General features: G+C 61.2%; 14 protein-coding genes. 9 read left to right on the top strand and 5 right to left on the bottom strand.

Annotated features, from left to right (window positions below):
- The first annotated feature begins 145 nt into the window (after positions 1–145).
- The 5 genes from RCH09_RS12225 to RCH09_RS12205 all read left to right on the top strand — a co-directional run bounded on the left by RCH09_RS12225 (position 146) and on the right by RCH09_RS12205 (position 6,616).
- Positions 146–2,419, top strand: coding sequence for an alpha,alpha-trehalose-phosphate synthase (UDP-forming) (locus tag RCH09_RS12225; RefSeq protein WP_326941376.1), 2,274 nt, complete (start codon positions 146–148; stop codon positions 2,417–2,419).
- Positions 2,420–2,422: 3 nt separating this feature from the next.
- On the top strand, positions 2,423–3,217 hold the full coding sequence (gene otsB, locus RCH09_RS12220) for a trehalose-phosphatase (RefSeq protein WP_326941374.1): 795 nt from the start codon (positions 2,423–2,425) through the stop codon (positions 3,215–3,217).
- A gap of 43 nt (positions 3,218–3,260) precedes the next feature.
- Complete coding sequence (locus tag RCH09_RS12215) at positions 3,261–5,045, top strand: glycoside hydrolase family 15 protein (protein ID WP_326941373.1); 1,785 nt, start codon at positions 3,261–3,263, stop codon at positions 5,043–5,045.
- A gap of 85 nt (positions 5,046–5,130) precedes the next feature.
- On the top strand, positions 5,131–6,051 hold the full coding sequence (locus RCH09_RS12210; protein ID WP_326941372.1) for a metallophosphoesterase family protein: 921 nt from the start codon (positions 5,131–5,133) through the stop codon (positions 6,049–6,051).
- A gap of 283 nt (positions 6,052–6,334) precedes the next feature.
- Positions 6,335–6,616 (top strand): hypothetical protein, encoded by a 282-nt coding sequence (locus tag RCH09_RS12205; protein ID WP_326941371.1) that lies wholly within the window; start codon positions 6,335–6,337, stop codon positions 6,614–6,616.
- A 27-nt stretch (positions 6,617–6,643) separates the two neighbouring features.
- On the opposite strand, the gene ppnN is transcribed toward RCH09_RS12205, so the two are convergent.
- Both ppnN and RCH09_RS12195 read right to left on the bottom strand, forming a co-directional pair.
- The gene (gene ppnN, locus RCH09_RS12200; RefSeq protein WP_326941378.1) at positions 6,644–8,014 is read right to left on the bottom strand and encodes a nucleotide 5'-monophosphate nucleosidase PpnN; all 1,371 of its coding nucleotides are present in this window, start codon (positions 8,012–8,014) and stop codon (positions 6,644–6,646) included.
- Between the two features lie 35 nt (positions 8,015–8,049).
- Positions 8,050–8,886, bottom strand: coding sequence for a tRNA threonylcarbamoyladenosine dehydratase (locus tag RCH09_RS12195; RefSeq protein ID WP_326941370.1), 837 nt, complete (start codon positions 8,884–8,886; stop codon positions 8,050–8,052).
- 77 nt (positions 8,887–8,963) lie between these two features.
- Here RCH09_RS12195 and RCH09_RS12190 point away from each other — a divergent pair, with 77 nt between their 5' ends.
- Together RCH09_RS12190 and pdxH are read left to right on the top strand one after the other, a co-directional pair.
- Entirely contained in the window at positions 8,964–9,524 is a 561-nt protein-coding gene (locus RCH09_RS12190) for a hemerythrin domain-containing protein (RefSeq protein WP_326941369.1), read from the top strand.
- Complete coding sequence (pdxH, locus tag RCH09_RS12185) at positions 9,511–10,149, top strand: pyridoxamine 5'-phosphate oxidase (RefSeq protein WP_326941368.1); 639 nt, start codon at positions 9,511–9,513, stop codon at positions 10,147–10,149. Before RCH09_RS12190 ends, pdxH begins: the two co-directional genes overlap by 14 nt.
- A 20-nt stretch (positions 10,150–10,169) precedes the next feature.
- On the opposite strand, the gene msrA is transcribed toward pdxH, so the two are convergent.
- Positions 10,170–10,703, bottom strand: a complete 534-nt coding sequence (gene msrA / locus RCH09_RS12180) for a peptide-methionine (S)-S-oxide reductase MsrA (protein WP_326941367.1) — start codon at positions 10,701–10,703, stop codon at positions 10,170–10,172.
- A gap of 98 nt (positions 10,704–10,801) precedes the next feature.
- Here msrA and RCH09_RS12175 point away from each other — a divergent pair, with 98 nt between their 5' ends.
- Positions 10,802–11,320 carry a flavin reductase family protein gene (locus tag RCH09_RS12175; protein ID WP_326941366.1) on the top strand — a complete coding sequence of 173 codons (519 nt, stop codon included), beginning with the start codon at positions 10,802–10,804 and terminating at the stop codon, positions 11,318–11,320.
- 69 nt (positions 11,321–11,389) lie between these two features.
- On the opposite strand, the gene RCH09_RS12170 is transcribed toward RCH09_RS12175, so the two are convergent.
- A complete protein-coding gene (locus RCH09_RS12170) occupies positions 11,390–12,076 on the bottom strand; it encodes an OmpW/AlkL family protein (RefSeq protein WP_326941365.1) in 687 nt (228 codons plus the stop codon).
- A gap of 102 nt (positions 12,077–12,178) precedes the next feature.
- On the opposite strand from RCH09_RS12170, the gene RCH09_RS12165 reads away from it, so the two are divergent.
- Positions 12,179–12,433 (top strand): SemiSWEET transporter, encoded by a 255-nt coding sequence (locus RCH09_RS12165; protein ID WP_326941364.1) that lies wholly within the window; start codon positions 12,179–12,181, stop codon positions 12,431–12,433.
- A 26-nt stretch (positions 12,434–12,459) separates the two neighbouring features.
- On the opposite strand, the gene RCH09_RS12160 is transcribed toward RCH09_RS12165, so the two are convergent.
- Complete coding sequence (locus RCH09_RS12160; protein ID WP_326941363.1) at positions 12,460–13,539, bottom strand: SGNH/GDSL hydrolase family protein; 1,080 nt, start codon at positions 13,537–13,539, stop codon at positions 12,460–12,462.
- Positions 13,540–13,581: the final 42 nt, after the last annotated feature.

Raw genomic sequence — 13,581 nt, 5'->3', positions numbered from 1 at the left:
GGGTGAGTTTCGCCTGATATTTCTTCGACCTCATTGCTGCAGCGATGATGATGGGAACGCATGCCGAAATACCGGTTCATGAAACATTCAGGCTAGATGCATCAGCGCCGGCATCCGCCTCCGAAAACCGACCTGCCGAGAATCAATGAACATGCCCCCATTTCCCTCCTTCCGTCTGTCACTGCGTTTCATCCTGCCACTGGTTCTGGTCTTTGGATTGGGTGCCTTTGTGGTGGTGCCGCTGGTTGACACGCTGACGCTGCGCTGGTTTGTGAAGGACCTCGACACGCGCTCGCAGCTGCTGGCCACCGCGATGCAGGATCAGATGGTGTACTACGCCGAAGAAAAATCCAACGCCCGCATCACCCAGCTGTTCAACCGCGCCATCGAAGACGAGCGCCTGTACGCACTGGCATTCTGCAATCCGGAAGGGAAGATCGTGGTCAAGACCGCCACCTATCCGGACATGCTGGGCTGCTGGAACACCACCGCCACCGACGGCAAGCGCGCTTCGCTGGTGCAGACACCGCAGGGACCGATCCACGTTGCCGACAGCCAGCTGGTGCGCGGCGATGAAAACCTCGGCAAGCTGATCCTCGTGCATGGCACCAATTTCATCGAGCGGCGCAGCGCCGATTCGCGCAAGTACGTGATCCTGATTCTCGGCATTCTGGCGCTGGTGATTTCGCTGATTAACGTCCTTGTCGCCCATCTGAGCTGGCGCGGCTGGATGCGCAGCGTACGCGGCCTGCTGCGCGGCGAACTGCTGCCGCAGAGCAGCACCAACGATCAGGCGGCCTCACCCGAAATGCAGCCCTTGGTCGGCGACCTGCGCGCGCTGCTGCGCGAGTACCACGTCGAGCGCCAGGACTCGCAAACCAATTCCGAGCTGTGGACGCCCGACAAGCTCAAGGAATTGCTGCACGGCGAACTGGCCGGCGATCAGGTCCTGGTGGTATCGAACCGCGAACCCTACATCCACGTCGATACACCGGACGGCATTGAAGTACGGCGTCCGGCCAGCGGGCTGGTGACGGCTGTCGAGGCGGTCATGCGCGCCTGTTCCGGCACCTGGATTGCACACGGCAGCGGTTCCGCCGATCGCAAGACGGTCGACGACCATGATCGGGTCCAGGTCCCGCCCGGCGATCCAAGCTACACGCTGCGCCGCATCTGGCTCTCGAAGGAAGAGGAACTCGGCTACTACTACGGCTTCGCCAACGAAGGCCTGTGGCCGCTCTGCCATATCGCCCATGTACGCCCGGTGTTTCGCACCAGCGACTGGGAACGCTATGTCGAGGTCAACCAGCGCTTTGCCGATGCGGTGATCAGCGAGGCGCGCTCCGACGATCCGGTCGTGCTGGTGCAGGATTATCACTTTGCCCTGTTGCCGCGCATGGTGCGCGAGGCGTTGCCAAAAGCGACCATCATCACCTTCTGGCATATCCCATGGCCGAATTCGGAGTCGTTCGGCATTTGCCCGTGGCGCGAAGAAATTCTCGACGGACTGCTGGGCAGCACCATCCTCGGCTTCCATACGCCGTTCCACCGCAAGAATTTCCTCGACTCGGTCGATCGCTATCTCGAGACCCGCATCGAAACCGAGGCGTCGACGGTCACCTATGGCGGCGAATTGACGCAGGTGGAAAACTATCCGATCTCGATCGCCTGGCCGCAACCTGATGGCCCCGACACCCTGTCGGTGGCCGATGCGCGCACGCTGGTGCGCACCAGCCTGGCGCTGGCGCCGGGCTGCCTGCTCGGCATTGGCGTCGACCGGCTCGATTACACCAAGGGCATCATCGAACGCTTCCAGGCGGTCGAGCGCATGCTGGAGCTCAGCCCGGCCATGGTCGGCAAGTTCACGCTGGTCCAGATCGCTGCGCCCAGCCGCTCGTCGCTGGAGGAATATCAAGCCTTCGAGGCGCGCGTGCGGGCGCTGGCGCACAAGATCAACCTGCGCTTTTCACAGGAAGGCTACGTGCCGATCGTGCTCAAGGCGGAGCATCACAGCCAGGAGCAGCTCCAGCAGTTTTATCGCGCGGCCGACGTCTGCATGGTAACCAGCCTGCATGACGGCATGAACCTGGTGGCCAAGGAATACATCGCGGCCCGCACAGACGAGCGTGGCGTGCTGATCCTCAGCCAGTTCACCGGCGCCTCGCGCGAATTGCACGAAGCGCTCATCATCAATCCGTACCACATCGAAGAAGGCGCCAATGCCCTGCTGCGCGCGCTGACGATGCCGGAAAACGAACAACGCGAACGGATGCGCAGCATGCGTTCGCTGGTGCGCAATTTCAATGTCTATCGCTGGGCTGGCCACATGCTGCGTGATGCGGCCCGCCTGCGACAACGGGAGAGAGTCATGTCAAAAATTCGTTCGCAAAGCCGCGCGTCGTTACGAAGGGCGGTGTAACGCATGTCACTACCCTTCTTTGAATACGCCGGGCAACGCTTCGACGAGCTGGTGCGTCCCGGCATCCTGTGCGCCTTCGATTTCGACGGCACGCTGGCGCCGATCGTGACCAATCCGGACCAGGCCGAAATGCCGGCGCCCATCCTGCGTCGCCTGCTGAGTCTGCAGGAGGTCGCGCCGGTGGCGATCATCACCGGACGGTCGCTCGACAACATCGCCCAGCGACTCGGATTCGAGCCGGACTTTGTGGTGGGCAATCACGGCATCGAAGGTTTCGCTGGCTGGGAAGAACCTGCCGACGACTACCGCAAGCTGTGCGAGCAATGGCATGCCCGCCTGTCGCACGCACTGGCCGACCACGACCGTTTTGATCCCGGCATCTTGATCGAGCAAAAGACCTACAGTCTCTCGGTGCACTACCGCATGGCCCGCGACCGCCGGAAAACCGAGCTCGCGCTGCTGAACCTGTTTGCCGGACAGACGCCCGCCGCACACATCATCGGCGGCAAATGCGTCTTCAACCTGTTGCCGCCGCACGCACCCGACAAAGGCAAGACCATGTCGCTGCTGTGCGACGCCAATCATTTTTCCAGTGCGCTGTACATCGGCGACGACGTCACCGATGAAGATGTATTTCGATTGCACCGGCCCGACTGGCTGACCATCCGTATCGAACGCAGCAGCGACAGCGACGCAGAATTCTATCTGCACCACCGGCTCGACATCGTGCAGTTGCTGGACCTGCTGATCCGGCGCCTGTCCCCGGCCGACGCGCTCGCGCGCCCGGCTCAGGCATGACGTTCCGCTTTCTTGCGCCAATCACCTTCTTCGGAGAACCCAATTGACCGCCAATCTCAATCTAGGACTCATCGGCAATTGCCGCACCAGCGCGCTGGTCGACACCAGCGCCGCCATTACGTGGTGGTGCTACCCGCACTTCGACAGCGATCCGATCTGCTGCAGTTTGCTGCAACCGGCGGCGGGATCATTCGGTCAGATCGACGTACTGCTGGAAGGGGTCACCACCTCCAGCCAGAACTATGAGCGCAACACCGCCATCCTGATCACCCGCTTTGCCGACGCGGCGGGTAACGCCATCGAGGTGATTGATTTTGCGCCGCGCTTCGAACAGCACGGCCGCATGTTCACGCCGTCGATGCTGGTGCGCCTGATCCGCCGCGTTGCCGGCCGGCCGCGCATCACCTTGCGGGTGCGACCGGCCTGCAATTACGGCGGCCAGCGCGCCAAGGTGCTGGCCGGCGCCCATCACATTTCCTTCGTCGGGACAGCACACGCGATGCGCCTGACCACCGATGCGTCGGTGTCGGCGATCACCGATGAGATTCCATTTTTCCTGCATCAGGGCGTGACCATGCTGATGGGCGCCGATGAAACGCTGGTCGGCGCACCGGCCGATGTCGGCCGGACCTTTTACGAAAGCACCCGCATCCATTGGCAACGCTGGGTACGCAGCCTCGCCATTCCGTTCGAGTGGCAGGAGGTCGTCATCCGTGCCGCGATCACGCTCAAGCTCAATACCTTCGACGACACCGGCGCCATCGTCGCCGCTACCACCACCTCGATCCCGGAAGCGCCCGACAGCGGCCGCAACTGGGATTACCGCTATTGCTGGCTGCGCGATGCGTACTTCGTGGTCAACGCGCTCAACAGCCTGGGCGCCACGGCAACGATGGAAAACTATCTCGACTACATCCTCAATATCATCGCCGACACCCGCGATATCCCGTTGCAACCGGTCTACGGCATCCGGCGCGAAGCGGTGCTGACCGAAACCACGCCGAGTGGCCTGGCAGGCTATCGTGGCATGGGTCCGGTGCGCATCGGCAATGAAGCCTACGTGCAGGTCCAGAACGATGTGTTCGGCGAGGCGGTGCTGGCCAGTACCCATGCATTCTTCGACACCCGCCTTGAACGCCCGGCCGGACGCGAGATGTTCGAGGATCTGGAACGACTGGGCGAAGCCTCGATACTGAACTACAACGTGCCCGATGCCGGCCTGTGGGAACTGCGCGGCGCGAAACGGGTGCACACCTTCTCCAGCATGATGTGCTGGGCCGCCTGCGACCGCCTGGCCGGCATTGCCAGGCGACTCGACCTGCCCGAACGCAGTGCGTATTGGCAGGCCCATGCGCAGACCATTCACGACCATATCTGCCAGCACGCCTGGCACGCCGGATTGAACAGCTTCGTCTCGACGTTCGGCGGCGACCGTCTCGACGCCAGCCTGCTGCTGATGGTCGAATTCCAGTTTCTGACAGCCGACGATCTGCGCTTTGCCGGCACCGTCGCGGCGATAGAAAAATACCTGCGGCGCGGCGACTTCCTGCTGCGCTACGACGAACGCGACGATTTCGGCGAGCCCGAAACGGCCTTCCTGGTCTGCACGTTCTGGTGGATCATCGCGCTGACCCAGCTGGGCGAAGTCGAACGCGCGCGCAAATTGTTCGAGAACGTGCTGACCAAATGCAACCACCTCGGCCTGTTGTCGGAAGATGTGTCACCGGATACCGGCGAGCTGTGGGGCAATTTTCCGCAGACCTACAGCATGGTCGGCTTGATCCAGTGCGCAACACGCCTGAGCATGCGCTGGGATGAGGCCTACTGAACGTCGACGCAGTCATCGGGGCTACCTGTATTTCCCCGTTGCGATGACGGACGAAAAACCGTAGGCTGCGCGCAGGAGATCCAACATGTCAATGCGCAATGCCATCGCTGTCATGGTCGCCATCCAGCTCACCGGTTGCGCGACCAATTCCCACCCCGGCCAGTCCGCCCCACCGAGCCTGCTGGCCGGCCCGGGCGTGACCGTCTTCGCCGCCGGCGACATCGCGGACTGTCGCAAGCAGGCGCCATCATCGACGATGGCGGCACGCAGCGCCGAATTTGTCGCGACGGAACTGGCGGCCGATGCCGGCGCCGTGGTGCTGGCGTTGGGCGACAACGTCTATCAAAGCGGCACCGCTGCCGAGTTCGCCGACTGCTACGGGCCGACCTGGGGCCGCTTCAAGTCGCGCACCTGGCCAGTCCCCGGCAATCACGAGTACTACAGCAAGGACGCGCTCGGCTATTACGATTACTTCGGCGCCCAGGCCGGCCCGCAACAGCGCGGCTATTACAGCATCGAGGTCGGGCAGTGGCATGTCATGTCACTTAACAGCAATCTGAAAGGCGACGCGCAACAGGCCCAGCTCGACTGGCTGCGGGCCGATCTGGCGGCGCATCCGACGCACTGCGCGCTGGCGTACTGGCATCACCCGCAGTACAGCTCGGGCGGGCATGGCAACAACGATCAGATGCGTGCGGCGTGGGCCATGCTGGCCGAGGCTGGCACCGAACTGATTCTGTCAGGCCATGATCACGATTACGAACGTTTTTCCCCCGTCGATGCGCTCGGAAAACGCGACGTTGCCAAGGGCATGCGCCAATTCGTGGTGGGCACCGGTGGCGCGGAGTTATCGCCGCTGGCCTTCGCCCGCGCCGGCAGCGAAACGGTCAACAATGCCACCTACGGCGTCCTCAAACTGCAACTCAAGCCGGCCGGGTATGAATGGGAATTCATCAGCGTCGCCGGCGAACCATTTCACGACGCCGGCAGCGCCGCCTGTCACTGAGGCGGCATTGCATTGTCCCCGGTGCGTTGCCGCATCCGCAAGTTGGCGGCGGCATTCCCCTGCTCGTGCGGCGCCCAGCCTGGCTGGATTCTGGCAATAACTACACGCTGCCACCGGTTGTTGGCGCTAAACAGCGGCAGCAACACCCGATACCGCGCAATCACCTTGACAACATTGCGCGAAGACAACTAGAGTCGAACAAACAACACGACGATGTCTGCGACGACCCTGGCCACGGCTGGCGTTGACTTGACGGACACGAAAACAGGAACAGGGAAAAGCGATGAATCTCATATGCAAAGGGTTTTGCCTGGCGATCTATGCGCTCGCCGCCGCTGGCCTGGCCGACATGCTGGCGCCCGGTCCGGCGCATCTGTTCCTGCTGCTGTCGGCGCTGCTGCTGTTCATCCACGCCATTGAGGTCGTGCTGGCATTTCGCTATGTGCGGCTATACCGCGGCAGTCTCGCCAGCAGCATCCTGCTGACCCTGCTGTTTGGCCTGTTGCACTGGAAGCCGCTGGCCAACGCGCATGCACGCGCCCTGGCCGGGATTCTTGTGGAGTGAGTCTGGCTGGGATTGCGCCCGGTCAGATCAATGCACGATCCGGTAGCAGGGCTTGTACGCCTTGCCCGGCAATTTCATCCGGTGCTGCACCACGAACGATGCCAGCAGCGCATCCATCGCCCGCATCAGCCCGGCATCGCCCTGCAAGACAAACGGTCCGTGTTTTTCGATCGTGCGAATTCCCTCTGCCTTGACATTGCCGGCGACGATTCCCGAGAACGCGCGGCGCAGATGCGCCGCCAGCACATGCGCCGGCTGATTCTTGTGCAGACGCAGCAGCGCCATGTTTTCGTGGGTCGGCGCAAACGGGTGCTGGAACTCATCGTCGATCTTCAGCATCCAGTTGAAGTAGTACGCGTCGCCATGCAATTTGCGAAACTCACGCACGGCCTTGATGCCGCTTTCCATTTCCTGCGCCACCAGCGCGGGGTCGTCGACCACGATGCGATAGCGCTGTTGGGCCGCAACGCCGAGCGTCTCGCCGATGAACTTGTCGATCTGTACGAAGTAGTCGCGTGACGATTCCGGACCAGTGAAAATCAGCGGGAACGGTATCTCGGCATTTACCGGATGCAGCAGGATGCCGAGCAGGTACAGGATTTCCTCGGCCGTGCCGGGGCCGCCCGGAAACACCACGATGCCGTGCCCGGCGCGCACGAATGCTTCAAGACGTTTTTCGATATCAGGCAGGATCACCAACTCGTTGCAGATCGGATTCGGCGATTCGGCAGCGATGATGCCCGGCTCCGAAAACCCGAGATAGCGGCTGTTGCGCATGCGTTGCTTGGCGTGGCCGATGGTGGCGCCTTTCATGGGCCCCTTCATCGCGCCCGGTCCGCAACCAGTGCAGATATCCAGCCCGCGCAAACCCATTTCATAGCCGACGGTCTTGGTGTAGTTGTATTCGATACGGGTGATCGAATGCCCGCCCCAGCACACCACGATGTTCGGATTTTGCATCGGCCGCAACACCTGCGCGTTGCGCAGGATGTGAAACACCGCGTCGGTGGCGCCTTCGGAGGTATCGAGATCGAGCTCGTTGCTGTGATAAATCGCTTCATCGAAATAGATGATGTCGCGCAGTACCGCAAACAGATGCTCGCGAATGCCGCGAATCATTTTGCCATCGACAAAGGCGCTCGCTGGCGCGCCGCGCACATCCAGCTTGATGCCGCGTTCACGCAGGATGATGCCGATGTCGAATTGCGGATAGCGTTCCAGCAGCACCTTGCCATCGTCCATTTCGCTGCCGCAGTTGAGCACCGCCAGCGAGCAATTGCGAAACAGCTGGTACATCCCGCTGCGGCTTCGATCGAGCAGCTTGGCGACTTCCGCGCGCGACAGCACTTCGAGCAAACCTTCAGGCGCGATCTGGGTATCGACAGTCGGATACATCATGGGAGTGGAGCTTTCAAGAATGAGGATGGGAGCAGTCATGGGGCTGCCACTTCAGCGGCCAGTCGATTGAGCACGCGCGCCGCTGCGACCAGGCCGAAGGTCGCGGTCACCACCATGGCCGAGCCGAAGCCGGCGCAGTTGAGGCCGGTGATGCCGGCGGACTCTTGCGCGTCGTCGTCGGCGCCCGCGTCATTACCGGCACCGGGAAATTGCAAATGTTCGGTCGAAAACACCGCCTCGACGCCGAACTTGTTGCGGGTGCCGCGCGGGAATCCGTGCTCGGCGCGCAACCGTTTGCGCACCTTGGCCAACAGCGGTTCCTGCTCGGTGCGGCACAGGTCGCGCACTTCAATTCTGGTCGGATCGGTCTGGCCGCCGGCGCTGCCGATGGTGATGAGATTGCGGCCATGTGCGCGACAGTACGCGATCAATGCAGTTTTCGCGCGCACGTTGTCGATCGCATCGATGATGAAATCGTAGTCGTGCGCACCGATCATGGCGTCGAGATTATCGGCATCGATGAAATCCTCGATTTGATGGACGCGGCAAAACGGATTGATCTGCGCGATCCGGTCAGCCAGCGCCGTCACCTTGGCTTGCCCCAGCGTCGAGGTCAACGCATGAATCTGGCGATTGATATTGGATTCGGCCAGGTTATCCAGATCGATCATTGTGATCTGGCCGATGGCGCTGCGCGCCAGCGCCTCGACGATCCACGAGCCGACACCACCGACACCAATCACGCAAACATGGGCGGCGCGAAAGCGCGCCAGCGCGGCAGTTCCATACAAGCGGGCAATGCCGCCAAAGCGGCGTTCAACATCGACATCGTCGGGTGTCGAATCAACAAGTGAGGCAGGAGAAGATTTCATCAAATCATTTTAACGGAGGCAGCGCCTCGTTTTACCCTAAAATGAAAATTCACGCAGTCAGAAAATGAAGGTAACCCATGGACGCGCTGTTCGATACAGCTCCGGATTTCACCATACCGATCGCGGTACTGAAGCACTGCCACGACCGCATTCGCAAACAACTCGCCACGCTCGACCGGCTGCCCGCGCACCTGGCTGCCCACGGCGCCGATGCCCAGGCGCGTGGCGCCGCCGCTGCCGTGTTGCGCTATTTCGATACCGCTGCCCCGCACCATCACCAGGATGAAGAGCAGGATCTGCTGCCGATGTTGCGCGCCACCGCACGCGATGATGACGCCATCGCGCTGGCGGCGCTGCTACCGGAATTGCTCGATGAACATCAGCGCATGGATGGACTCTGGCAGCAGCTCAGAACCGGGCTGGAAGCGGTCGTCGCCGGCGACGCCGAGCGGATCGCGACCGACACCATCGCACCATTTTCGGCGATGTATCAGCAGCATATGGAAAAAGAAGAAAGCACCATCGCACCGATGGCCAAGCGGCTGTTCAGCGCCGCACAAATGACCCGTCTCGGCGACGCCATGCAGCAACGCCGCGGCATCACACCCACCGTCAGGAACCAACATGTCGATCGCTGATCTGCGCAAGGACTATAGCCGCGCCAGCCTGTCCAAGTCCGATGTACTGGCCGATCCGATTGCCCAGTTCGGCAAATGGTTCGATGAAGCCGTCATGGCGAAAATCGCCGAGCCAAACGCGATGAGCGTGGCGACGGTCGATGCCAATGGCAGGCCGTCGTCGCGCATCCTGCTGATCAAGGAATTTGATCCGCGCGGTTTCGTCTGGTTTACCAATTACGCCAGCCGCAAAGGCCAGGACCTCGAGCAAAACAACAACGCCGCGCTGTTGTTCCACTGGGTTGAGCTGGAACGGCAGGTGCGCATCGAAGGCCGCGTTGAAAAAATTTCCGCCGCCGAGAGCGATGCCTACTTCAACAGCCGGCCACTGGCGAGCCGGATTGGCGCCATCGCGTCGCACCAGAGCGCGCCAATCGACAGCCGCGACGCACTCGATGCATTGTTTGTACAGGCCGAGCAAAGCGTCGGCAGCGACGTACCGAAGCGTCCTGAACATTGGGGCGGCTATCGATTGATACCGGACTATCTGGAATTCTGGCAGGGGCGCCGATCACGGCTGCATGACCGCATCGCCTACCGCCTGCATGACGATGGCCGCTGGGAACGTGAGCGCCTGCAGCCGTGATAGCGCGACCGTGACGCAGCTTATCTGGCCTGCAGTTTCGCCGCAAACGTGCTGCGGAACTTGGCCACCTTGGGCGCCACCACGAAGGCGCAGTACCCCTGCAGCGGATGCTGGATGAAATAATTCTGGTGGCAGTCTTCGGCCTTGAAATAGGCGCCCGCGGCGGCCAGCTCGGTGACGATGGGCGCGTCCCAGACAATGGCCATTTCGGCAATCACGTGTCGCGCGGTTTCGTGCTGCTCGGGTGAATGGTAAAAAATCACCGAGCGATATTGCGTGCCGACGTCGGCGCCCTGGCGATTGAGCGTAGTCGGGTCGTGGATGGTGAAAAAAATTTCGAGGATTTCGCGATAGCTGACGATGGCGTTGTCAAATGTCACCCTGACCACCTCGGCGTGACCGGTGCTGCCACTGCAGACCGCTTCATAGGTCGGATTTGCCACGTTGCCGCCGCTGTAGCCGGACTCGACCGCGCTGACCCCGTCGACTTCCTGATATACCGCTTCGATGCACCAGAAACAGCCACCGCCCAAGGTTGCAATTTCGGTCGCCATAGTTGCTCCTTTACGCAAAGACCGACTCTACCGGAAAGTTGCCAACACCACTGCATCGTTCATTTTTCGGCATAATGGCTCAACTCTCAGGAAGCCCGATGCCCTCTCCCATTCAAGATACTACCGGTTCACCGTTTGACACGCGCCATTTTCGCCACGCCTTGTCGCAATTTGCCACTGGCGTGACGGTCATCACTACCCGCACTGCCGACGGCGGTTTTCTCGGCATGACCGCGACCTCGTTCAATTCCGTCTCGCTCGACCCGCCGCTGGTACTGTGGAGCCTGGGTGATCGCGCCAGCAGTCTGGCGGCATTCAGCACCAGCACGCACTACGTGGTCAATGTCCTGGCGGCTGACCAGGCGGCGCTCGCAACACGCTTTGCCAGCCGCATCCAGGATCGTTTCGAGGGTGTGGAGTTCGACCTGTCGCAGACTGGCCAGCCGATTCTGCGCGGTGCGCTGGGCTGGTTCGAATGCGCCAACCGCAGTCGCTATCCGGAAGGCGATCATGTGATCTTTGTGGGTCAAGTCGAGCGCTGCGAATTTTCGGCCGGCGCGCCGCTGGTGTTTCACGGCGGCGCGTTTGTGTCGACTGCCGGGTTGTCACCGGATTAAGTTCGACGGCGGCCGAAAAAAATGCGCCCGGTGCACATTGCAGCGGGCGCATTTTTCATGTCGACTGGATCAGAACTTGTATCCCACCCCGATACTGAAGGCAACCGGATCAAGCCGTGTGTCAATCGTGCGGACCGTGCCCGATGAATTGAGCGTGGTGCGGGTTTTCAGATAGGTCTTGGATAAATTCGACTCGATGAACCACTTATCATTGATCGTGTAGGTCATGCCGATTTGTGGCGTGGCAGCGAACTTGGCGTCGACCTTGACGGTGGTCGGTCCCAACAATGCGACCAGCGTCGGACTGGCTTCGGCGTCGCGGAAATACGCATAGGTCACGCCAAGTCCAACGTAGGGACGAAAGCGCGACGCCGGCGCAAGAAAGCGGTACTGCGCGTACAGGGTCGGCGGAAAGGACTGCACGTCACCAATCTTGCCCACGCCGTTGATGGTGCCCTTGCCGATCAGATCGTGGCGGTATGGTGCGCCCAGCTTGAGTTCGGTCGAGATGTTGTCAGTGATCATGTAACTGATGCCAACGATGGGCGCATAGGCGCTCTTGACGTCAATCTTTACACCACCCAGGCCCGGGCCACTCAGATCGCCACTCTCGACTTTCGGCGAGATGCGGTTTTCGCCGACGACAACGGCCCACTGGCCGGCGGACTGCGCCGCGACCGGCAGCGCGCTCGCGAGTGCCACGGCGGCAACAAACGGGATGATGAAAGTTGACATTGCTGGCAAGGATTTATTCATTGTGTTCTCCAAATAGAGGGATACTCCCTCGTATCGTTTTTATGTTCATGTGCGAACCGGCCAGGTGGCCGGAGCGCTGCCTTCATTCTTTTCAAACCACGCATGCTCGACACTGACACCATCGGCTATCTCGCCGCGACCTTCACCACCACCGCCTTCATTCCCCAAGCCTGGCTGACCTGGAAAACCCGCCGCGCCGAAGGTGTGTCGCTGATGATGTATTCGATCTTCGTGGTCGGCATCGCCCTGTGGCTGCTGTACGGCTTGCTCAGTCATGCCTGGCCGGTGGTCGTGGCCAACGTCATCACGCTGATGCTGGCCAGTTTCATTCTGCTCATGAAGATCGTCTACAAGTAGGACGTGACGGGGTCAGGCGAAGATTCTCAGAACCAGCCCTTTTTGGCCAGCTGCAAGGTCACGTAGTCCGAGAACAGCTTGTGCCCGAAGGTGGTCGGATGGACCGAATCGGCAAACAGGAAGCCGGCATTGGCAGACGGGATCAAGGTGGTGGCATTGCAGAACAGCGATGAGCTGCCATACGGCGCCAGCTTGACCAGATCGCAGGCCGGTGTCGTGGCGTTGGTGACGCCGTATTGCACCTGGTTGGCGAACACATCCTTGTTGGCGGCATTCGCGTCAATCATGACCACGTCCAGCGCCATGGTGGTGACGGCTTGCTGGAAGGCCGTATTGAAGGTGTTGACCAGGCCGGTCAGCAAGGCGGCGTTGGCGCCCAGCGACACACCGTACGGCGTCGCAGCGCTGTCCGGCAGGTTCATCACGACGACATATTTGGCGCCCTTGGCGATGATCTTGTCGCGCACATAACCGGCCAGTTCGGTGGCAGCAGTCGCCATCGCGGCACCGGCAGTCTGTTGCGCCGCAGCGCCTGCAGCAGCGACGCTGGCAGCGGTTGCCCCTGGCGCAGCACTGGCGCCGGCGACGACAGCACTGACATAACCCGCCTGGTAAAACACATCATTGTTGCCACCATACACAAACACCAGATCGGTCGCCTTGTAGGTCGGGTTGGCCGCCAGATGGTTGTCCATCTGCGTTTTCATCGGGATCGTCAAGGCGCCGGTGGAGTGGCCGATGCCGTTGATGTCAGTCACGCGCGAACCGCCCTGGCCGTAGCCGGTGCAGTTCGGCTTCGGACACGTGACGCTAAGGGTGCCGTAGCCGGTCACGTTCGGCGTGAGCGTCAGATTGAGCTTGGCAGCAATGTCTTCGATCCAGATCGGACCAGGATTGGTGGTAAAACGTCCGCCGGTGACGACGCCGGTCTTCGGGTCCGTGGTGGCGACGGCGTAGGAGCCGACATCGCTGAGGCTGTCGCCAAACGAAACGACGGCGCTGAACTGGGGTTTGGAGGGGCTGCTGGTACTGCCGCCGCCGCATCCGGCGAGTGCGGCAATGGCTGCGAATGTGACGATACCTGCTGAAAAATTCAACTTTTGCATTACTGTCTCCTAATACTTTTTATGGAAAAAACGAACGTATGC

The organism is Actimicrobium sp. GrIS 1.19 (genome assembly GCF_035984655.1).
GTDB lineage: Bacteria > Pseudomonadota > Gammaproteobacteria > Burkholderiales > Burkholderiaceae_D > Actimicrobium.
Note: the sequence above shows the minus strand (reverse complement) of the source record. Positions and strands in the feature narration are given on the sequence as shown.